This window comes from Leptospira bandrabouensis (assembly GCF_004770905.1).
Lineage (GTDB): Bacteria > Spirochaetota > Leptospiria > Leptospirales > Leptospiraceae > Leptospira_A > Leptospira_A bandrabouensis.
Genome location: NZ_RQHT01000012.1, coordinates 566,034 through 588,682, shown reverse-complemented (window position 1 = coordinate 588,682; position 22,649 = coordinate 566,034). Strand labels below are relative to the sequence as shown.

At 36.5% G+C, this 22,649-nt stretch carries 18 protein-coding genes; 10 read left to right on the top strand and 8 right to left on the bottom strand.

Annotated elements, in window-relative coordinates:
• Positions 1 to 13: 13 nt before the first annotated feature.
• Positions 14 to 724, bottom strand: coding sequence for a carbon-nitrogen hydrolase family protein (locus EHR07_RS06465; protein ID WP_135744308.1), 711 nt, complete (start codon positions 722 to 724; stop codon positions 14 to 16).
• Positions 724 to 2,640 carry a hypothetical protein gene (locus EHR07_RS06460; protein WP_135744307.1) on the bottom strand — a complete coding sequence of 639 codons (1,917 nt, stop codon included), beginning with the start codon at positions 2,638 to 2,640 and terminating at the stop codon, positions 724 to 726. The genes EHR07_RS06465 and EHR07_RS06460 overlap by 1 nt, the downstream gene beginning before the upstream one ends.
• Before the next feature lie 113 nt (positions 2,641 to 2,753).
• Here EHR07_RS06460 and EHR07_RS06455 point away from each other — a divergent pair, with 113 nt between their 5' ends.
• The 3 genes from EHR07_RS06455 (at position 2,754) to EHR07_RS06445 (ending at position 6,155) form a co-directional block, all read left to right on the top strand.
• Positions 2,754 to 3,542 (top strand): AAA family ATPase, encoded by a 789-nt coding sequence (locus tag EHR07_RS06455; protein WP_135744306.1) that lies wholly within the window; start codon positions 2,754 to 2,756, stop codon positions 3,540 to 3,542.
• 1 nt (position 3,543) lies between these two features.
• The gene (locus EHR07_RS06450; protein ID WP_135744305.1) at positions 3,544 to 4,746 is read left to right on the top strand and encodes a VWA domain-containing protein; all 1,203 of its coding nucleotides are present in this window, start codon (positions 3,544 to 3,546) and stop codon (positions 4,744 to 4,746) included.
• 62 nt (positions 4,747 to 4,808) lie between these two features.
• Positions 4,809 to 6,155 (top strand): PrsW family intramembrane metalloprotease, encoded by a 1,347-nt coding sequence (locus EHR07_RS06445; protein WP_135744304.1) that lies wholly within the window; start codon positions 4,809 to 4,811, stop codon positions 6,153 to 6,155.
• Positions 6,156 to 6,165: 10 nt separating this feature from the next.
• On the opposite strand, the gene EHR07_RS06440 is transcribed toward EHR07_RS06445, so the two are convergent.
• Complete coding sequence (locus tag EHR07_RS06440) at positions 6,166 to 7,230, bottom strand: LB_137 family protein (protein ID WP_244288919.1); 1,065 nt, start codon at positions 7,228 to 7,230, stop codon at positions 6,166 to 6,168.
• A gap of 63 nt (positions 7,231 to 7,293) precedes the next feature.
• Between EHR07_RS06440 and EHR07_RS06435 the strand changes: the two genes are divergently transcribed.
• Entirely contained in the window at positions 7,294 to 8,811 is a 1,518-nt protein-coding gene (locus EHR07_RS06435; RefSeq protein WP_135744303.1) for a PP2C family protein-serine/threonine phosphatase, read from the top strand.
• The gene (locus EHR07_RS06430; RefSeq protein WP_135744302.1) at positions 8,808 to 10,352 is read left to right on the top strand and encodes a tetratricopeptide repeat protein; all 1,545 of its coding nucleotides are present in this window, start codon (positions 8,808 to 8,810) and stop codon (positions 10,350 to 10,352) included. The genes EHR07_RS06435 and EHR07_RS06430 overlap by 4 nt, the downstream gene beginning before the upstream one ends.
• Positions 10,353 to 10,374: 22 nt before the next feature.
• Here the strand turns inward: EHR07_RS06430 and EHR07_RS06425 are convergent, their stop codons facing one another.
• A complete protein-coding gene (locus EHR07_RS06425) occupies positions 10,375 to 10,698 on the bottom strand; it encodes an STAS domain-containing protein (protein ID WP_002974097.1) in 324 nt (107 codons plus the stop codon).
• A gap of 109 nt (positions 10,699 to 10,807) precedes the next feature.
• Positions 10,808 to 10,987, bottom strand: coding sequence for a hypothetical protein (locus EHR07_RS06420; protein ID WP_135744301.1), 180 nt, complete (start codon positions 10,985 to 10,987; stop codon positions 10,808 to 10,810).
• Positions 10,988 to 11,093: 106 nt separating this feature from the next.
• On the opposite strand from EHR07_RS06420, the gene EHR07_RS06415 reads away from it, so the two are divergent.
• Complete coding sequence (locus EHR07_RS06415; protein ID WP_135744300.1) at positions 11,094 to 13,205, top strand: EAL domain-containing protein; 2,112 nt, start codon at positions 11,094 to 11,096, stop codon at positions 13,203 to 13,205.
• Positions 13,202 to 13,978 (top strand): M48 family metallopeptidase, encoded by a 777-nt coding sequence (locus EHR07_RS06410; RefSeq protein ID WP_135744299.1) that lies wholly within the window; start codon positions 13,202 to 13,204, stop codon positions 13,976 to 13,978. The genes EHR07_RS06415 and EHR07_RS06410 overlap by 4 nt, the downstream gene beginning before the upstream one ends.
• Positions 13,979 to 13,986: 8 nt before the next feature.
• On the opposite strand, the gene EHR07_RS06405 is transcribed toward EHR07_RS06410, so the two are convergent.
• Both EHR07_RS06405 and EHR07_RS06400 read right to left on the bottom strand, forming a co-directional pair.
• Positions 13,987 to 14,532, bottom strand: coding sequence for an MORN repeat-containing protein (locus tag EHR07_RS06405; protein ID WP_135744298.1), 546 nt, complete (start codon positions 14,530 to 14,532; stop codon positions 13,987 to 13,989).
• A 46-nt stretch (positions 14,533 to 14,578) separates the two neighbouring features.
• Positions 14,579 to 16,573: an ATP-dependent helicase gene (locus tag EHR07_RS06400; RefSeq protein WP_135744297.1), complete on the bottom strand. Its 1,995-nt coding sequence runs from the start codon at positions 16,571 to 16,573 to the stop codon at positions 14,579 to 14,581.
• Positions 16,574 to 16,652: 79 nt separating this feature from the next.
• Between EHR07_RS06400 and EHR07_RS06395 the strand changes: the two genes are divergently transcribed.
• Positions 16,653 to 17,744: a response regulator gene (locus tag EHR07_RS06395; protein WP_135744296.1), complete on the top strand. Its 1,092-nt coding sequence runs from the start codon at positions 16,653 to 16,655 to the stop codon at positions 17,742 to 17,744.
• A 6-nt stretch (positions 17,745 to 17,750) separates the two neighbouring features.
• Here the strand turns inward: EHR07_RS06395 and EHR07_RS06390 are convergent, their stop codons facing one another.
• Entirely contained in the window at positions 17,751 to 18,101 is a 351-nt protein-coding gene (locus EHR07_RS06390; RefSeq protein ID WP_135744295.1) for a hypothetical protein, read from the bottom strand.
• Positions 18,102 to 18,325: 224 nt separating this feature from the next.
• On the opposite strand from EHR07_RS06390, the gene EHR07_RS06385 reads away from it, so the two are divergent.
• Complete coding sequence (locus tag EHR07_RS06385; protein WP_135744410.1) at positions 18,326 to 21,232, top strand: LPS-assembly protein LptD; 2,907 nt, start codon at positions 18,326 to 18,328, stop codon at positions 21,230 to 21,232.
• A gap of 11 nt (positions 21,233 to 21,243) precedes the next feature.
• Positions 21,244 to 22,644, top strand: a complete 1,401-nt coding sequence (locus EHR07_RS06380; protein ID WP_135744294.1) for an undecaprenyl-phosphate glucose phosphotransferase — start codon at positions 21,244 to 21,246, stop codon at positions 22,642 to 22,644.
• Positions 22,645 to 22,649: the final 5 nt, after the last annotated feature.

Sequence of the window (22,649 nt, the reverse complement as noted above, 5' to 3'; positions counted from 1 at the left end):
TTTAAAAAAAATTTTATAACAAATAACTTCTCATCACATTCACTGACAAAGTTTTTAATACATCTTTGTCTTCTTCAATTTTTCCCACTTTCCAGTTGATTCCAGAGGGAGAAGCATATAGACTTCGAGCAGGTTTTCCATCGGATGATCCGCAAACACGAATGAAATGGACAGATTTTTCCTTTGCTAAAGAAGCAAAATAGGTTAGGTCTTCTTCGTAAGAACGTTTTTCATCTGTATGTGATAAATAGAATATAATCTCTATATCTTCTTTTTTAAATTCATCCCAAATAGATTCATTTTCTAAATCTTCACCGACAAGAAGTCCAAAACGAAGACCACCCATAATAAATATAGATTCAGTTTTTCCAGGAACTACTCCCGGCTCTTTGACAGAAGAGGGCGACTTTTTTTCATAAAAATCGACTAAAACTAGAGATTGAAGTATGGGTAAGGCACAAACCAAATTACCTTCTTCATTTTTTCGATAATGTGTGCCACCAAGAATCACACCAGAAAAAGACTCTGAAATTTCCAATAAATGATCTTGGTATTCCTTTTCGTGTTTGGTAGCATTTTCCGGAGACTCACTTTGAAACAAATGAGGGAATCCCTCTGGTAAAATTAAAAAATGAGCCTTGGTTTGTTGGATTTTGGAAATTTCTTCAGTACTAATACGTTTGTGTAAGTTCTTTTGATAGATTGCGATTTTGATGACTGCCATTAAAAAGGATTCCCACTTGGTAATATGTCATCATCCAAAGGATCGTCCGAATTGTCATTTTCTTCATTAGACAAATCCTCCGTAGTCTCTTTGGAATCCAATGTATCAGTGGCTTTTGATTGTGGATTGGTTGGTTCATTTCCTTCCTTATCCAAATCAGCAAATTCCGTTTGACTCGATTCCGCATTTGTATTCCCTAAATCAACTCCAAAGGATGCTTTCATTTGTTCTGGAGTGAGTTCCACAAGCCCCCCAAATAAATCTCCCGTGTCCAAACGATCATACAAAGCCATCAAGTAACAATACGCTTCCATGATGCATTGTTTTACCGCTTTTTTATTCAGGCGTTTGCGAGACTCCATCGAATCCAAAGTCAATACGTCATTCATATTGGCGACGATTTCCTTTTTGCTTTTCATATCCTTAATCAAAACAAGAAGAGAATCTCTTGATTTTAAACTAAAATCTTTAATTGCCATCCGCACAGTTCTAGATTGGCCCGTGCGTTTTTGTTCTATTCCTGTTAACTTCTTTGAAGCCTCAATGTAATTGGTACCTGGATTTGCCTTATGTTTTTCTAATTCTTTAATCACATCATTATAGATTCTAAATTGATCGATGATGGTTCTTGTGCCTTCATAGATATCTAACATCTTTTGACGATAATCAACCTTAACCCCATTGACGGAGCCTGGTTTGATATCTATTTTTTTTGTGGTCATTACAAAGGAATATTCATCATCAAATTCATAAAAATAAAAAAGAGAAAGTAGAGCTTTGTCGGAATCAGGAATATGAGCATATTCATTCTTTGGATCAAATTTTTTGCGCAGTTTAGGAATCGAATACATTTGCATCAAACGCATTCCGTAGGCTTGTTCCTTGGATAACGGAACCTCTTCCTCTTTCTTTTCTGATTCTTTGGATTCCTCTTCTTTTTTATCTTCCTTAGTTTCTACTGCTTTTCCTCCAGGAACATTTTCACCGGACTTTCTTTGTCCAGGTCTATCTTCTGGCAAAATTCCAAGCAGGTTTTCCATATAACGTGAAATTAGTGGGATATTTTTATTTTCTGCTCTCAAAACTATGAGATACAATCGATCAAAAAAACCATCAAAAAGGGTATCGATCTCTTGTGTTACCTTTCTTTTTTTGTTTGCATAGATGAGAGAAGGTTTTCCTTCTAATTTTTGTAATTCATCATACGCCTGCACAAAAGATTTTTTCAAAGTTTCTTGGTAAGGATAAAGAATGTACATCCTTTTAAAAAGTGCATAAATTGGGTTCTTTACTCTTTCAATGGCTACAGGAGATTCTGGTGCAACTAAAATTGGATCGGTAATGTCTGTTAACTCAGGTCCATTATAAAGTTTTTGTCCCATCGCGAGTAGTTCAACGAGAAGGGGATTGATTTTATCTAATGCTTTACTCAGTTGCGGTGAGTATTGTTGGTTGGCTAAAAGTTCATTTCCGCTGTATTGAAGCTCAATTAATGCTTGTTTGGCTCTTATACTAAAATCATGCATGAATTTAGGAGTGAGGTCACTCGAACCAAATGGAGTCACACGGGCAAGCCAACATTTAAGTTTGATTCCAAATCTTGCCGAAAAACTACTAATCTCTTTTTCAAATTGTGCTTTCGAATCAGCCTGCGAACGGGAATTCGACGAATCAGAGGATTTGTTTTGGTTTCCCCCACGGCCTCCCGACCGGCTATCGTCTCCACCACGAGAGACAGTGCTCGTGCGCACTTTAGGTTCAGGGCGATTCCTTTTTGTATCGTCTTCTTTCGGTGGTTGTTTTTCTTTTATGATTTCCCCACCGGCACTGACAAACTTATTGAACATATCCTTTCTTGCAGAATCATCCAGTTTCCCAACACCAATTGCCCGTTTCGTATTATCAAAATCGCCCATAGTTTTACTATCGTTCCAATTCCTCAATATGGGAATTCAATTTCTTACAAAAAGCAATTTTTAGTGGATTCCCCTGATTTTCGGAAAAGATTGGAGTCCAAAAGGTAGAAATTATGGCTGATTACATCTTGTCCGAAGATCTGAAAGAAGCGGTCCAAGTGGCAGAAATTACAAAACGACCGCTCCTCCTCAAGGGAGAGCCTGGGACAGGAAAAACCCTTCTTGCAAGTTTCCTTGCGGAAACTAAAAACCTCCCACTCTACAGATGGCATATCAAATCCACAAGTTTGGCAAAGGAAGGTTTGTATTTTTATGATGCCGTTTCGAGGCTGAATGACTCCCGGTTTCCAGAGGAAGAAGCTATGCTTAGGGTAAGGGAAGTTAAAAATTACATTCGTTTGGGTGCTTTGGGAGAAGCTTTTTCACAAACCGACAAAGCCGTTGTATTAATCGATGAAATTGATAAAGCAGACATCGAATTTCCAAACGACTTACTTCTGGAATTGGACAAAATGGAATTTTTCATTCCAGAAACCAAAGAACATATAATAGCAAAAGAAAGACCGATTGTCATCATTACTTCAAATAATGAAAAGGAACTTCCAGATGCCTTTCTTAGGAGATGCATTTTTCATTACATTGAATTTCCTAAACGAGAAGCAATGAAAGAAATTATCAAAGCCCATTATCCTTCCATCCAAACGGAATTTATGGAAAAAGCCTTAGCAATGTTTTATTCAATTCGAAAAATAGAAAGTCTCCGTAAAAAACCTTCTACAAGTGAACTGCTAGATTGGATCCAAGTTCTTCTCGTTTCTTCAGAAAATTTAGACACAAATAAAATTCCTTTTGCAGGAACCTTATTTAAATCGGAAGAAGACTACCGAGTTTATTTGAACTAATATGTTTTTGGATTTTTTTTATAATCTACGAGGGGAGTCGGTTCCTTGTTCCACAGGAGAATTGATTGCCTTTCTCGAAAGTTTAAGGAAACTCACAGACCCGTCTGGGTATATGAGTCTAGACCAACTGTACAGGGTGGGTCGACTTAACTTTGCCAAAGATTTAAAATTTTATGATAGTTATGACCTAGCTTTTGCCAAAACCTTTGGAACTTGGAAAGAACAAAGAATTCAATTTCGCGATATTCTTTTCGAATGGTTAGAAGAAAATATTCCTAAACATTTAAGTGAATCCGAGAAATTAAATGCACCTAACTTGAGTATGGAAGAGGTCATTGAAGAACTAAAAAAGAGATTAGCGGAACAAAAAGAACGTCATGATGGCGGAAGCAAATGGGTAGGAACTTCAGGAACATCCCCCTTTGGAAATTCCGGTTTTAATCCCAATGGTGTCTCCATTGGTGGAAATACAGAAGGAGAGGGAAGCCGTTCTGGTGTAAGTTTATGGAACGAAAGAAAATACAAAGCTTACCGCGAAGATGAAATTTTAGATACTAGATCCATCCAACTTGCTTTAAAAGAACTGAGATTTCTTAAAAAAGAAGGAAGAAGGGAACTCCATGTAGACAAAACCATTGATAGGACTTGTGAAAACGGTGGAGAAATAGAGCTGGTAGAAGAACGAGAACGTAAAAATTCACTGCGCCTTGTACTCATTATGGACATAGGAGGAAGTATGACACCTCATTCTGACCGTGTGAGTAAACTATTTAGTGCCAGTCGTGGACTCTACCATTTCAAAGAAGTTCATAATTATTTTTTTCACAATATCTTTCACGAATACTTATATTCAAATCATGAATTCCAAACTCGTATTTCTATCAAACAATTCGAAGAAAAATTTCGTAAAAACACAAAATTAATTTTTGTTGGGGATGCGTATATGGCACCCTACGAACTCATGGGGACACCTTACAATCCTTATGCGTATCATAGTTCCAGTTCTGAGGAAAAACAACGTAAGGCAAAAAGTGGACTAGAATCTTTAAAAGAATTAGTGGGATATTTCCCCGAATCGGTATGGCTGAATCCCGAACCTAAACGATTTTGGGGAGCCCCCACAATTGAAGCGATTGAAGACGTGGTCCCCATGTTTCCATTAACCATTGAAGGTTTACGAAAGGCTGTAAAAAGGTTAGTTTAACTAAAAATTTCCCAAGCATTTCTCATTGATTTTGGAAGTCCATCTGCCGTTAATCATACAAAATGATCACACAAATTTCTATTCCCAGTCTGGTCATTTTACTCATTAACTTTCTTACGTTAGGATTTTATTATTCCTTTTACAGGTTCCATTTTTACCGTTTTACAGAATCTTTTTTACAATATACAGCACTCGCATTTTCTATTTTTAGCGCAGGAATTGCGATAGGTTTACAAGCTTTTCTGTTGGTTTGGATTCCAAATACAAACCCATTTTGGAATGCATTCATTCATTCTGCCTTCATCGAAGAGTTTGCAAAACTCATAGGAATTTATCTTTTTTTTAGAAAAAACCAGGATGAATTTACGGTAACAGATGGGATATTCTATGGATTGGTGTTAGGTGGAAGTTTTGGATTAGTAGAAAATATTTTATACTATATCAATACAGGGCTTTGGTCTCAAGTCCTACGTTCCATCACTGCTTTGCCCATTCATATGATGAATGGGGGAATCATTGGAGCCTATCTAATGATGTTTTTATTTCACAAAAATCCAATTTTCAAATGGGGGAAATTGGGTTTTGGTTTTTTTGTTTGTGTTGGCGTTCACGGGTTATATAACCTTTCCTTATTTCAAGAAATCAATTTACTCATCATTCTTCCCATTTGTATACTTTCTCTTTTCTTTTTATTGGAATTAACCATTGCAAAATCGAGGATACTTGTTCCTGGTCATATTCTTAAAATTATGAATATGAGTATGGAAGAATATGAAATATTAAGCCGTCATAACCGACACGAAGGTTGGATCCAAAATATTCAAAAACATATATCTACTACCGGCATCAAACTTTTAAAATATCCTAGTTTAAGACATTCAATCCTTACTATTTTCTTTTTAATTCCAGGAATTCTTTCTGTTTTCCTTCTGATGCATTCGCCCGATTGGATTTCTCATAAGTTTCCAGATTTAGCCCTTCAGGATTATTTTGCATTATTTGTATTATATCCTATTATCTTATCTTTGATGTTTTTCTTTGTTGGAATTATCAATCCCTACTTTTTTAGAGATCGAATGCTTGAGGTCCCACTCTTTAGTTCCGTTGATTTACATACTTCAAATGTGGAAGAAAACTCTGCTATCTTTCATATCCAAGCAAATCTGTTTTATGTACCAACCTCACAAATCTTTCCAGACAATACTAAAGTCAAATTTGATCTTTGGATTGGTTTACAATGTTTTGTTGGGCTTTCCGGAACGATACTTTGGTGTAAGGAAAATGAAGAAGGAAATTGTGGAGCAATGTGTCAATTAGACAAAATCCCTTATTCTTTTTTAGTAAAATGGCATTTTTTAAGATTCAAACAAAACTTTAAAAATTTATTTTTAAGAAAATCTATTGTTTGATCCAAATAACTTAAAATCGAGACTCAAAACTAAAACCATAATACAAACTTTCGTTTGGTTTTTGAAAAGATTGGCTCATAGCGCCTAACCGAGAGCTACTCGGTCTCATATCTAAAATGGGTTTTAAATACACTCCGTTTGCGTTCTCTTTTTTAGTTTCTAGATTTCCTAAATAAAAACTATCAATCAAACTATAAGAAATAATGGCTGCGAATACTGCAGAATAAATAGTAAATCTTTGTCTATGAAATTCATAATTATTTGTGCTTAGTGTATTGGCAAAAATAAATACCCTTCCATCACCGGATGGAATATACTCTATATCTTTATTAATCGCATTTACCGAGGCATTGTATTCATATAACATTCCAAGTCCAGATAACAAAGCTCCTCCAAAAACGAAGGCAGCTTTACCATATCGTTTTTCAGTGATGGGAGCATAACCAGGAATGACTTTTGGTGTTTCTTCTTTAATGACTTTAACAATCACTGATTTATTTTGGATCTCAAAAGAGTTAAAATCCAAAAGATCAAAAGAAACTAAGGTTTTAGTTTCTGTCTCAATGGTAATTTTTCCGCGTTCTAAGGTTTTAAAAATACCAGTAGTTTCCTTGTCTCCAAAAATCCATTTTCCTCGTACACCAGTTTCAATGTAACGCTCCATAGGAAGGCCTGAATCAGAAGTTACCTTTAGAGTCGAAATTTTTTTGAGTGGAATGGTTTCTAGTTCCAATGGGCTACTTTTTTTAGAGAAACTAGCAGATGTTTTTGTCAGTTTGGTGAGAATTAAATCACAATCTTCTACACCGAAGGTTTTGTAATCGGCACAAGCGGGAAGACCGTCATAACCCACATCAATTCCCAAAACATCAGTATTTAAGAATTTATAACGTTTGCCTTGGTCTTGCCATTCCACATGAGTTGCCGTTACATTTACCACCTTTCCATTCAGTACTTCTCCTGATTTCAGACGGATCTTATCTGCGGAAAGGGAGCTTACACCAAAGACCATGAAACAGGTAAAAAGGGTGGCCCAAAAACGGGAAAGTAAGGATATGTAGCTGCCTAAAACCAATGGAAAATCTCAATTTTGTGATAGATTTCTATCACTTAATTATCGACAATACAAGTAATTGCCGTGAACAAAAGCAAAATCAAAACGACGAATTCCTTACGCTTTAAGATTGGACTCTTTTATTCCCTTCTTGCCTTACTTAATATCATCTTTTTTACGGTGATGATTTTTGAAAACCAATCCGATCTGCTTCTCAAGAACTTTCAATTCCAGTCAGAAAACCTTGCGAATACCATTTTAGCTGATATCCAAACGATTGGATTGTCAAAAGAACGGGATGAAAACTTTGAAGTATTTCGTAAAACTCTCAAATTATATGAGATCAATGCATTCACAATATTTGATACCAATGGCAAAACTGTGTTATCCGAACCTGAATCGGGTCCCAATGTAAAAGTCATCACAGAATCGGTTTTAAAAAAAACGAAAGAAGTATCCTCAGATAAGGAAGGCAATTTATTCAAAGCTAGATATAGTTTGGATTTAAACGAATCCGATTTTACAGTCGATTTTTTATTACCGATACGTCTTTCCAATAACGAAGAAGTATTTTTATACACTCACTTTAATATCTCATCTATCCAGGACAGGTTGAAACAACTTTATATCCAAGTTGGATATGCAGTCCTTTGGGGAGTTGTGTTTCATATCATTTTTGCGATTCTTGTTTACCGAGCCATCTTCAAACGGGTTGGATCTTTAGAAGTTGCCTCCAAAGACATGGCTTTAGGAAATTTAAAATCTAGAGTGGATTGGGATTTTAAAAGTAATGATGAATTAGATAGTTTAGGAAAGTCATTTAATTTAATGGCGGATGAGATCCAGAACAAGGTAACAACTATTACACGACTAAACGAAGAAATCAACCAAGAACTTCAAATTGGAAAAGAAGTACAAGAGTTGTTTTTGCCTTCCGTTAAAAAATATAAAAAGTTTAATATTGGAAAATTATATAGACCAATGAGAGAAGTATCCGGCGACTTATACCAATACTTCCAATTTCCTGATAAAGATTATTATGGATTTTTTTTGGCAGATGCATCCGGTCACGGAGTATCTGCAGCTCTCGTAACAGTTGTTATGGCAATGTCACTTCAATCCATTATGAAAGAAAATCAATCTGCCATCCAGGCAATCAATCAACTGGGAGAAGTGATTGCCAATCGTCTCCAAGCATCCTTTTTTGCTACGGGAGTTTTTGTTGTTTTTGAAGAGCCTGGTGTTGTTAAATTTGTCAATGCCGGACACAACGCACCTTTTATTGTGCGTCCTTCCACAAAAGAAATCACCTATGTAGATAGTTCTGGTCCACCTTTGGGCATGGGAGATGATATCCAATATTCTTTGGAATCTTTTCCTGTTCTGCCAGGGGATAAAATAGTATTATATACAGATGGTGTCGTAGAAACTCCCATCAAAGAAGGTGGTCTTTTTGGATTAGAAAGGTTTACCGAAGTAGTTCTAAACAATGTACATTTATCTAATGCGGAAATTGTTGAAAAGGCGATGGCTTTACTCGAAGAAAAACATGAGGAATATAAGGATGATGTAACAATGATTGTCCTTGATGTACCGGAATGAAAAAGTTTTTCTTTTTCTCACTTTTTTTTATTCTATTTTTCTTTTTCGCTTTGGCTTCAGAGTCCATCGTGAGTGTAAAGTTACAGGAACTACGATTTGGAATCCTTCGGGACCAATTGATGAATTACGAACTATCTTCTCAAACTTTAAGAGAAAGATTGAAACAAATGTTCCTTTCCAAGGACGACTATATGTCCGAGGTAAAAGTCAACATTCTGGAATCTGGGATTATGAACTCAGAAACAGAAGGTTTAGACTTAAAAATGAGTTTGCGGGACCGTTTTGGCCTCTATGTCATTAATTCTGTACGTTTTTTAAATTTTAAACCTGCGTTAGAGTTAGAAGAACAACAAAAAACAATCATTCGATTGCAATTTGCTTTTTATATGGAAAGGACAAGAAAGTATCCAATCGCATCCAAAAAATACCAGGAGTTGGAAGATTCCATTACCTCTTCTTTATCAGATGAAATGGCGTTCACACTGCTCCATCATGGTTATTGTTTGGTGATGATGGGGGAAAGAGAAAAAGCCTTTCTTAAACTTTCGAAAGCTATTGATTTATTTCCTGGAACTCACTATGCAGAAAATGCAAGCCTGCTTATCAGCTTTTTAGAAGAAGGTGAGAAAAAAAAAGAAGAACTTAAAAACAAAAAAAAGTCCCCTGATGAATTGGCATATTCTTTATTCCAAAGTGGGGATTACGAAGAAACCTTAAAAACCTTAGAATCTCTTCCCGTTCTAACCAATGACCAATCTTATATCAAAGCAAGATCCATGGAAGAATTGGGTAAAACTTCGAACGCAGTAAAAGAATACATCCAACTTGTTAAACAGAAAGAAAACAAAGAAGTGGCAATTCGGGCCAACCGCCGCTTACTCCTGATTGGAAATTTTTATCAAGAAAACAAATCTCTCGTAGCATTTTCTAAAGAAGAAGCTTCCAAACTTGGTGATTCAAAAGCTGCAGAAAACATTGAAGAGGGGAAAAGTTTAGTCTTAAAACCCGTCATCATTGAAAAGGTGCTTAAATCAGAAACTCCCTCCAATCTATCGGCTGAGGAAACAAAAGAACTCAACCAAATCAAAGAAAACATTCGTGAATCTTTAGAAGTTTCTAAGGGAGAAACTACAAAATTAGCAGCTGTGGTTTCAGAAGAAAAGATACCTCTGGTTCCTGAGACTGAAACCTTAAGGGTAAAATCTATCGAACCAACACAAATAACTAAAAAACAAACACCACAACAGCCACTCAAATTGAAAGTAAAGTTACGTGATGGAAGAGAAGTGGTTTGTGAGGAAGTAAGGATTGAAGGAAACCTTGCAATTTTACAGTTAGGTACCTTCGGACTAAACCTTCCCTACGATTTGGTGGTTTCAGTCCAAGTATCTAATGATAGGGGAGTTGTGAAGATTGTCACAGAGTCTGGGACAAGAGCCGAATCCTCTCGTTGGATTCAAAATGGTTCTGGTGACTGGACTCACCCCAAATCCACAGAATCCCCCATCATTCGTGGGGAAGTGAAGTCCTTTCGGCTCTAAGAAAAATTAAAAATTCTGGAAATTAAGGAAGCTCTGATTCTCCACCTAAGATAGTGAAGAATTTGTCCAAACTAGACAACTTCAAAATGACCATTACATCTTGGCTGACGTTGAGGAGAAAAAACTGACCTTCTTCTGACTTAAGTTTCTTTTGGAGATTGGCAAGCAAAGCAATTCCTGAAGAATCCAGTAGTTTGATATTTACCATATCAATTGCTACAGATTCTGCCCCGTCATCTATGATTTTATGGAGTTCTTTTTTAAGTGCTGGTGCAGAGTAAATATCGAGGGAACCCTCTAGAGTAACAACTGTATGATTTTTAACTTGTTTTGTTGTGAAATTCATTGAACTTCCTACTGGCACGTATACTATCTGTTTACTTGCCAAATTTGTAAAGAATTTTTGTGGAAACTTGTTGCATAGACATGAAAACCCTGTTTGACTAGAAAAAACCCTAGGTTTGTAGCTTTTTTAAAACCAAAGTGATTGCTTGGTTAAAACCATCATAACCACCTTTGTCATAATCATTCAGTCCTTTATAATCCAAATCACTCATATCTATGAGTAATTTCCTCAGCTCAAACTCTAAATATTCTTTTTTGATATATGTAGTTTCAAAAGTTTTCGGATGCACTCCTGTATCGGACGAAAATTACCTGATTTTTCGAATCATTTTTAGGTTGAGATTTTAAGAAAAATACGAATCATATTTTTAGAGAAAGCCAACTTCGGCAAACAAAATGGGCAGTCCAATCAGCGTTCTAATACTCGAAAACGATTCTAACAGTGTATTTGATTTAGTCAGAGAAATGAAGGCCAACGGCCTAAGTCCTCTATACCGAGTGGTTGAGTCGTACCCATCTTGGGAAACGACCGTCCACGAAGAAGATTGGGATGCCATCATTTGTAGTACAAGAGAACCATTTCATTCTGAAATTCCCATTTACCTACAATATCTAAACGATAAAAAAATTGACATTCCTGTTATTTTACTCAGTGATCCAGAAGACTTTGCAAAAAACTTAAGTTACATGAAGTCGGGTGTTAACGATCTTATTGATCGCAAAAACCTACTTCGCCTAACTGAGGTTTTAGAAAGAGAAAGACGTGAGTTGGTTTACAGAAAAGAAAAAAATACAACAGAAATCTTTTTATACCAATCTTTAAAAGAAATTCAACTCCAAAAATTTGCATTAGACCAAGCTAATATTGTATCTATCACTGATGCAAATGGGATCATCACTTATGTGAATGAAGCATTTACAAAAGCCACTGGATATACCACCTCTGAACTCATTGGCCAAAACCACAGGATCCTAAAATCAGCAGACAAAACCAAAGAAGATTGGGCAAAAATTTGGGAAATCATTCAAAAGGGGAAGGTTTGGCGCGGGGAAATCCGTAATTTAAAAAAAGACGGCGGTGATTATTGGGCAGATACAACGATCGTTCCTTTTACTAGACAAGACGGTTCTATATTTCAATATATTGCAATCCACCATGACATTACTGACAGAAAACTCGCCGAACAACAATTAACACACGATGCATTTTATGATAATCTAACAGGACTTCCGAACAGGGCTTTATTTCTTGCCCGTATTGAACAAAAAATATTTGCATACAATGCCAAAAACACGGGATATCCAATCTTATTTTGTATCAATATAGATAACTTCAAAAGAATCAATCATTCACTTGGTAATGAAGCTGGAGATCAAATTTTAGTAATATTTTCAGAACGACTAAAACAGTTTTCTGATAACGATGCGATTATCACAAGACTTGGTGCCGATAATTTTTCCATTTTACTCACACATCTTTTAGCCATTGATGAGGGAATTAGTTATGCCATGAGACTTCTTGAGAGGTTAGGAGATCCCATTCCACTGGGTGGATATGAAATTTACTTAACAGCATCTTGCGGAATCTCGGCCTTTGGACTTGGTGGCAAAGAGGCGGATGTACTTTTACGAAATGCAGAAATTGCTATGTTTCATGCAAAATCGCAAAAAGTGGGAACTGTATCTGTTTTCAACCAAGCCATGCAGGAAAAAATCCATTTCCAATTGGAAATTCAAAACGATTTAAAGAAAGCCTTAACTCATAATGAAATCTTTGTTTTTTACCAACCTGTCTTAGATTTAAAGGAAAATAAAATTGGGCATTGGGAGGCTTTGGTTAGGTGGCGTCATCCGCAGAGAGGAATGGTTTCTCCTGCTGAGTTTATCCCTCTTGCTGAGGATTCAGGACTAATAGTCCCTATCACAAGATTTGTGTTAGAACAAGCAGCTAATTTAATTGATGAAGTACAGACCAAACAAGGTCTACCCATCTCCATTGCCGTTAATTTAAGTCCCCAAGTATTTTTTGATCAGAATATTTTCCATTGGATTGTAGATCTCCACAATCGGCGAGGTATTCCTTACACCTCTTTACAAGTGGAAATTACGGAAAGTTTAGCAATGAAAAATCTTTCCGAGACAGTTCCCATTCTTTCCAATCTCATTGATATTGGAGTCAAAGTCGCATTGGACGATTTTGGAACAGGATTTTCCTCACTTTCTTATTTAGAAAAATTACCTCTATCGATTGTCAAAATTGATAAATCTTTTCTTAACAATGTGGAAGAAGGATCTAAAGAGAGTTTTTTATTAATCTCCATTATCAATATGGCACATGATCTTGGTTATTCGGTGGTAGCCGAAGGAGTAGAGGAGTTGGAACAATTAGAACTACTCAGGTCTTATGAATGTGACAAAATTCAAGGTTATTGGTTATCTAAACCCATTGCAAGCGAAGAAGTAATTCCATTTATCAAACAATTTTATGCAAAACAGGAAATAAAATGATTCGAAGTTTAGTATTCTTTATCACATTTACGTTTTTAGTTCAATGTAGCACCTCACCTACGGGAAGAAAACAAATCATCCTAGTAAAAGATGCGGAAATGAACGAAATGGGAACAGCAGCTTTTTCAGAGATGAAAACAAAAACTCCTGTCGATACGGCTGCCACTGCCAACCAGTATGTAAACTGCATCGTATCCGCAGAGTTAGCTGTCACTCATGATACAACCGGAGTGGAATCTTGGGAAGTGGTTGTGTTTAGAGACAATACTCCTAATGCTTTTGCATTACCAGGTGGGAAAATTGGTGTTTATACAGGTATGTTTTCTGTAGCAAAAAACAAAGACCAACTAGCAGCCGTAATTGGACATGAAATTGGACATGTGATAGCTCGTCATGGAAATGAAAGAGTATCCCAAAACCAATTAGCAGGTGGATCAGTAAAAATTTTGGAAAGCCTCGGAAAACCAACGGTAGCAGGAGCCCTTGGACTCGGTGCCAAATTTGGTGTTTTATTACCTTTTTCTAGAGAACATGAATCGGAGGCTGATATCATTGGATTAGAACTGATGGCAAAATCGGGATTCGATCCAAGACAAAGTGTAGAACTTTGGAAAAATATGAGTGCCCTAGGTGGTAGTAAAACCAATGAATTACTATCAACACATCCGTCAGATGCCACTCGAATGAAAAATTTAAATGCTGCTATGCCAAATGCAATGGTTTTATGGGAAAAGGCCAAAGCAGAAGGGAAACGTCCCAACTGCCAACTGTAAGGTGAAACCTATTCGCAGAGAAGTTTTCTTCCTGCGATTTTGCAATTTCTGGCTTTACCATCATCGGTAAGTACTCCGATTCCTTCTTGGCCATCAGAGGTGAAATCACCCGAAACAGATTTACCATCTTTAAAACTATAAGTTCCTTTTCCGTTGATCTGTCCGTTTTGAAACTCACCTACATATTTGTCCCCATTTTTGAAATTGTATTCACCGGGACCTTGTTTTTTATCTTCTATATATGTTCCGCTAAACTTTTCACCATCGGAATAAAGAAAACTGCCTGGGCCTTCTCTTAGATCATTTTTAAAAGATCCAGTGTAAATATCCCCATTGTCGTATACATATTTACCAATACCGTTTACACAATTTCCTTCAATACAACCGATTTTTTTTCCACCTTTTTCGGGGTCTTCCAAGTTAACTGCTCGTGAATTCGATTTTGAATCTTGGCTCCCAGTCTCAGAGACTTCTTTCGTATCTTGTGAAGCACAAGCCACAAACGTCAGTAAAAGAACCACTCCACAAACAAAACTACAAAAGGATAATTTCATACTCCCCCCAAAGATAAACCCATTCTAGAAGGTAATTTTTTATAAATCAATTCAAAAAGTATCTTTGAATATCCTGGAACCGGTCGTTTTCCAAATTTGGTTTTGTTTCCTCAATGGGTTTCGCAGTGATTTCTGGGGCAAAATCTTCTACCAATTCACCAAGGTTTGGTAAATCGGTAAGGAAGCGACTGATGACAGTTAATCGGTTTTTATCAGAAAACACCGGTGATGTTAAAAATAATCCCTGTTTGGCACGAGTAATGGCAACATAAAACAATCGTCTTTCTTCTTCTAGTTCCTGGATTGTTTTGACTCTTGCGCTAGGTAAACTTCCTTCCACAACTTGCATTATAAAAACAAACTTCCACTCTAATCCTTTGGAAGAGTGAATTGTTGATAACGTTAAGTAATCATCTTCTTTTGATTCGATAGGGTTTGTATCTTTTTTTTCTGTTGGATCTAGAGTTAGGTTGGCCAAATAATCGGAAAGATTAGGAGTTGATTTTGTTAAAATTTTTAAAGACTCTAAGTCCTGTTTTCTTTTTTCAAAGTCATCATACTCCGTTTCTAAAATAGGTAAGTAGTGTGATAAAACTTTTTCCACGACCACCATACTATTTTCTGGGTTACTGGAAAGTGATTGAACCAAACAAATCAGATTCTGAAAGGAGGTCTTTGCTCCATCTGAAATACCCAAATAAAAAGAGGAAGAAGATTCAATCTCTTGCCAGGAAAAATTTTGATTTTCCAGATTCAAATACAGGATTTGCGCATATTTTTTACCAATATTCTTTTCCAATAGTAACACTCGATTCCAAGAGAGAATATCTTTTGGATTATCTATGATACGAAGGTATGCGAGTAAATCTCTAACATGTGCTAAATCTAAAAAACGTTTCCCACCAAACTTTCGAAATGGAATTTGTTTTGCACTTAATTTCACTTCTAAAAGGTTCGAAATATATCCTGCTCTAAATAAAACAGCGATCTCAGAAAGTGGAACATTTTCTTCATACATTTCCAATATTTTATCGGATATCCATTCTGCTTCGTCTTCCGCAGATTCAAATTTTATGTGTTTTGGTTTTTCCGAAGGATGTTGGTTATGAGAAATTAAATGTTTTTTATAATTTTCTTTACTTTGATCAAGAATGGCATTGGCCAAATCCAAAATAGGTTGGTGACTTCGGTAATTCTCTGTTAAATGAATTGTTTTTGTGTTCGGAAATATTTTTGGAAAATCCAACATATTTTTAATGTTTGCTCCTCGAAATCCGTAGATACATTGTGCATCATCTCCAACGACAATGATATTCTGGTGTTTACTTGCCAACAAACAAGCAATATGTGCCTGGATTCGATTGGTATCTTGGTATTCGTCTACTAATATATATTTATATTGGGTTCCTACGCGTTCACGGATTGATTCTTCTTCCATTAAAATCTTTCTTGTGAAATCTAATAAATCGTCAAAATCAAGTGAGTTATGTTTAAGTTTTAGTTCTGCAAATTTTGATTTAATTTCTTGAATTTCCTTTGTTAAACCGAGAAACATTGGATATTCTTTTTGAAGTACCTTTTCTAAGGATATTTGTAAGTTAAAACACATAGAAAAAATCTCAGTAAGCGTTTCTTTTTTAGGGAACCTGACTTTGGATTGTTTGGATACTACCTGGTCTCTGGCCATCCCAACAAGGCTTGTGGCATCATCCTCATCTAAAATAGTAAAATTAGAATTGAGGGAAACAGCTAGGGAATACTTCCGAAGGAATTGGTGGCAAAAAGAATGAAAAGTTCCGCCCTGTACAGACATCATCCTTGAGTCTAGTTTTTTTGTGGCGCGGTTTAACATTTCCTTGGCAGCCCGTCTTGTGAACGTTAAAAGGAGAAGAGAACTAGGCTCAAAACCGTTCTGAACAAGAGATGCCAATTTATTGACAAGGGTGTTAGTTTTCCCAGTACCTGCGCCTGCTACGACTAGGATCGGGCCTTCGGGAGATAAAATCACTGACTTTTGTGCTTTGTTTAAATCCTCATCCACAATACAGAGATTTGTTGTACTGATTCTGTTGACAAACTCTTATTATTGTATTTGATAGATGAATCCGGTTTAAAATAATATGACAGCAGTTGTGGGTACAGATAAAGGAACAGATGTTAAAAGAATCCTCGTTGTTGAGGATGAACGAATCATTGCCATTAATATCTGTTCCACATTGAAACAATATGGATACAATGCCACTTATGTTTCTGATGCCAATGATGCCATCGAACATATTGAAAATGAACACTTTGATCTTGTTTTAATGGATATTATGCTCAATGGTCCAATGGATGGGATTGAAATTGCGGCAATCATAAAAAAAACAAAAGAAATTCCTGTCATTTACCTGACTGCCTATTCTGATGAGGCAACCATCAACCGCGCAAAAACGACGGAGCCATTTGGATATTTAATCAAACCATTTAACAGCCGTGATTTGTATATTTCTGTGGAAATGGCAATTTATAAATCACAAGTGCAAAAACACATTCGTAATGTGGAAAGTAGACTTGCAGAAAATCAAAAATGGGAAACCATAGCCCTTGTTGCCTCGGGAATTTCCCACGAAATCAACAATCCCCTCACATCAATCATCAATTTAGCTGATTTAATTTCATTGGAAGCTAAAAAATTGAATCAGCCTTCTTTAGGAGAAAAGGCAAGTAAAATTGCAGAAGAGTCGGAAAGAATTGCAAAAATTATCAAAAACCTAGTTTCCTATTCCCAATCCACTTCCTCACAGTGGAATTATTCCAATTTAGGAACTATTTTAAACGATACTCGTTCCTTCCTTCACCAATATTTTTTGAAAGAAGGTATCCAGTGCGAAATGGAGTTGGGGGATGTTCCTCTTGCTTATTGCCAACCACAAAAAATCAAACAAGTCCTCCTGAATCTCATGCAAGATGCGAGAATACGAGTCAATACAAGGGAAGATTCCATCGGTAGAAAAATTACCATCACATTGAAACAAATGGAAGAAGATGGTTCGAGTCATATTCTCGTTCAAATTAAAGACAATGGGGAAGAGGATTTAATGAAGGGAATTTCTCAAATGAATTCTTTAGAAGTTACAAAGAGCATTGTGACAGAACATAAGGGTAAAATGTACAGGGACGAAGAAGCATCTTCCTGGTTTTTTACCCTTCCCATCATCAAGCCGCTTTAACAGATGTTAACGCTTTCCTGATACTAAAGTTTTTGATAACTCGGGAGTTTCTTCTAATAATTTAAAGAATAATTCAATCCTACTGGAATGTAACATCCAATTGTCTTCTAAAAATAAACCCGCCAGAAAAAAGTTAAAATCCTTATAATATAAAAAAGACAATTGAGGGTTTTTGGTGCAATCTAAAAGGACTGCAAGGGCTAAGCGATTTGCGCTCTCATCTGGTCCGAAACCTTCCGTGGGAATTTGGATTGCCGGTTCAGGAATCACAAAACAGAGCTCGGTGTTTCCCTCTCTCACTTTGAGATTGTACCGCAAAGTACCAGGGATACGTTCTCCAGAGTAGGTTTTTGCCATTGAAAACTCCCGGATGCCCAAGGATGGAGCGATTTGATTATGTCCATTACACGAATCCTTATGCAACCTCTTTTTCCGGTAAAATACAGGAATCCCAAGGGAAATTCTGCCTGGTTTTCCATTGATTTTTTCGACAGGTGTAAAACTGTCGTTCTATACTTTCGAAGCCCACTGTGCAAAAATCCATTCGTTTTCTTATATTATTTTATGGTTTTCTCTTCGGAATGGAAATTCTGGCGCAGGACATCAATAACCTAAAACTTATATTTCCAGACCAGTCTGGTGCCCCAAAAAACACCCAAGAAGAAGAAAGAAAACAAACCACAGCGCAAGTACAACGTGGGCTCGTCAGAAAATCTGTGGATTCAATGACTGACAGAGAAGTAGAGGACAATCTTCGTAACCTCGGACTCAATCCATCGGGAACAATATATACCAAAAGAGAGAGACTGAGAGAAGCCCTTGTTCCTGAAGAAGAACAGGCGTTAACTCCTGAAGCTCTTCTTAGTACTCAAACAAAAAAAGGTCCACCGATCCAAATCCAAAATGCAGCAGAAGGACAACTTTTAAACATCGATAAAACAAAAGGTGGGGTTCTTGTACTTCGTGGAAAAGTTAGGTTAAAAATTCGTTCTGGAGAACTAGTTGCGGACTCTGTGTCTATCGATGCCAGTCGCCAAGAAATCTATGCAGAAGGTGGAGTAGAATACAAAGACGGAACCGCAAAAGTAAACGGCGACCGAATGATCTACGACTTAAAAATCAACCAAGGTGTTGTTTATAATTCTAAATTAAGTATGTTTCCATCCTACTTCATAGGACAAAAAATCAAACGTTTGGATGAAAAGCGTTACCTATTGGAGATGGGTTACTTTACCGCTTGTAATGCGGAACTTCCACATGAGTCTTTCCAAGCAAAAAAGATTATTATTCATGATGATAAGTCCGTTGTTGCTTACCGCGTTTCATATAAGGTAGGTGGGACAACCATGTTCTGGCTTCCTGTGTTATACAATTCCGAATCAGGAAACGGAGTCACCACACAAGTTGGTAAAAACAATACACAAGGTTGGTTTTGGCAAAACTCTTACCAATGGTCCGATTCCTATCCAAATAGTATTTTCCTTGCAAATGGGTATAAGTTTCGTTTTGACATGTATGAAAAAACGGGACAAGCCGCTCAGTTAGAGATGTGGAAATTATCTCCCATTTTAAATTACAATATCAATCTTGGTTATGCAAATTATAAAAATAATTCCATCACACCAGTCTATGAGGACAGATTTCGTAATGGCGGAATTGGAAATGTAGCCGTCACAAATAACGTAGACCGCGGGGAAATGTTTCCAAATACAGGTTTACCTTATCGCAATACAGGCGTTAACTACGACCCTTGGTGGAAAACAGACTTACGATTAAATGCTAAATTTAACGACTTCGCGCGTGATTACACAAGAAACGTTCAAGTACAATACGAAAATTATAGCAATCGTCAATTTGATTACGAATTTGGAAACCGGTACCAACCTTCCAATTCACTCCAATCATTATACTCTTATAGAGATGTTCGTTTTGGCCTTATCCGAAACTTATTAAATTGGAACTTAAATTACACGGAAAACCGGGGAGATTTGAGTGTTGGAATTGCGATGAGTAGAACTCTCGTTTACCAAATCCAAGCCAATCAATATTTTGCTGCACAAGACACTCTGCCTGCTGTGACGATTAGAAATTCTAGTAATATTGGTTTGGTTCCAGGAACGAGTAGTCCAATTTATTGGGATTTGTTTTTTCAAACCAATATCAATCGAATTTACGGGCCTCCACAACAAAGAACTAACCCAACCACTGGTGTTGTAGATCCAAGAAGTCAATACAATGACTTTGTTTTACGATCACAGACAAACGTAATCGGTGAAACAGGAATTCGGTCTCCCATAACGATGGGTGCTTATATGTCCTTTACACCTTCTGTTTATATGGGTGCGACCAAACAAACTGTGGAATTTCCTGGATCGGGGAATGATTTGAATAGTCCCGACCGCGATATTAACAAAGCATACGCAACACTTTTAAAACAACAATCCTATCAATATGTAAGGCAATCTCATACGGTTCGCATGGGTATTCCTGAAATTTTCGTATCAACTACCTACAGACGTTTGGATGCGGACAAAGCAGAAGCAAAGGATCCGATTCTTGGAAATTTACGCCAACATGAAGCGGAAGTTTCTTTAGAAAGTTATGCACTCAATGATTGGGATGTTTCTGTTAGAACCATAAGAGATTTACGTCAATTTTCAAGTTCATATAATCCAGGTCTTACCAATATGCAACGTTGGTATTATACAGTCGTTAGAGTGGGTGGTTTTTTTGACTTTGTGGATGGGTTTACAACACGTAGGCCCAGTCTTTTAGAAAGAAAAAGAAATTTTTATTCCGGTATATTTATCAACAATGATTACGTTCACCACACTCCTCAAAACAGGTCTTTATCAAATAACCTTACACTTTCCTATAAAATGGGTGGGTTCTCTTGGCCAATCATTCGTGCTTTTAGAAGTTTAGAAGTTGGATCTACCTGGTATCATGTTTATAAGGATAGTTTTTTAGATAGTTACAGATTTTTCTTTAAAACCGATGTCAAAGTAACAAGATATTCGGGAGTCGAACTAGAGTTAGACTCTCGTGTAACAGAACCTTGGCGGCTTACAGCCCTTGCTCAAGGCCAATTTTATGCAATGAATACTAGTCCCGAATTGTATACATCCCAAACAGGCACCAATTACGACCAAACAACGATTTGGGAAGATTTGGCATCGGGTACTGGCGCGAAAGGCCAAAATGAAAGGCAAAAAACAGTATTTAATATCAATCGGTTTATGATGACCCTAAAACTAGACCTACACAACTGGGAATACCGTTTGGGTTATAGTATGAATTTACGGGCGTTGCCTGGTGGTCTTACAATGAACAACCAATTGACTTTCTACGATCAGTCTGTATACTTTTCTGTTAACTTAACTAATTTTAGTTTTGGGGATTCCGCATCTGCTCAAGCTACAAGAGTCAGATTGTATAGGTTTAGAAAACGTCCACTGGATGGAACATCGACCGACTTAACCGATTAAGAGAATTAGAAATGCTAAAAGAAAGAAGCCAATCCTTCAAACTCCTATTCCTAGTAACAGACTTCTTCATTGCACTTACAAGTTTTGTTTGTGCTTATACAATTCGTTATTATTTTTTACCAGACTCTGCTTTTCAAATTCAAACAATTGATCCCATCAATTATATAATTCTTGGAATCGTACTTGGTTTTTCACAAGTATTATCATTTTTATCCATCGATTTATACCATCCAAGAAGAGGATTATCTTTTTCCGATGAACTTTTTGCAATTATTACTGGTGTAATCTTAAACCTACTTGTGGTTTTATCTCTTTTGTTTTTCTTTCGTGGAGAAAGTTTTTCAAGATTGGTCATCGGTTACTTTGCTATATGCACAGTCATCCTTACTTCGTTTTCACATTATATTTTAAGATCCTTTATGCAATACTTACGAAGCAGAGGATTCAATTTAAAGTCAGTCCTAGTGATTGGCACTGGTAAATCTGCCATTAATTTTGCTGAAACAATTCAGAAACATTCAATCTACGGTTATACAGTCAAAGGTTTTGCGGCAGGAAAAAAGAATCTGTCTCCTAAAAAACTAAAAACTGTCACAAATACAGGGCACTTAGAATCTTATGTGAAAGAGAACAACTTAGATTTAATTGTTTATGCTTTATCACATGAAGAGGGGGATTCTCTCAAAGAAGTCATTGATATTGCTGACTTTTACGGAATCGACCTAAAAGTCATTCCTAGTTATGAAGAAATTGTCACTGCAAAAGGAAGAGTCGAAGTTTTAGATGGAATTCCGATTATCTCCATTAGGAATATTCCTTTACGACTCGGCTATAACTTAGTTTTAAAAAGGATTTTTGATATTTTATTCTCCTTATTTTTTATTATCCTATTCAGTCCATTTTATCTTATCATTGCATTACTTGTGAAGTTCACAAGCAAAGGCCCTATTTTTTACAAACAAGAAAGAGTGGGACTTGATAATAAAGTTTTCGGAATGCTCAAATTCAGATCCATGATCGTACAAACCAAAGAAAAATCGGATACACTTTGGACAGTGAAAGACGACCCTCGGGTCACAGTCGTTGGTTCTGTTTTACGAAAACTTTCATTGGATGAAACTCCACAATTTTTTAATGTATTACTCGGAGATATGTCTGTTGTAGGTCCAAGGCCAGAAAGACCTTTTTATGTAGAAAAATTTAGAAATGAACACCAACAGTATATGAGAAGACACGCTGCAAAAGCGGGGATCACAGGATGGGCCCAAGTACAAGGATTTCGCGGTGATACATCCATTGAAAAAAGAATAGAAGCAGATATCTTTTATATTGAGAACTGGTCTTTACTTCTCGATATAAAAATCATTTTATTAACACCACTAAAGGCAATCATTGATAGGAACGCATACTGAGGAAA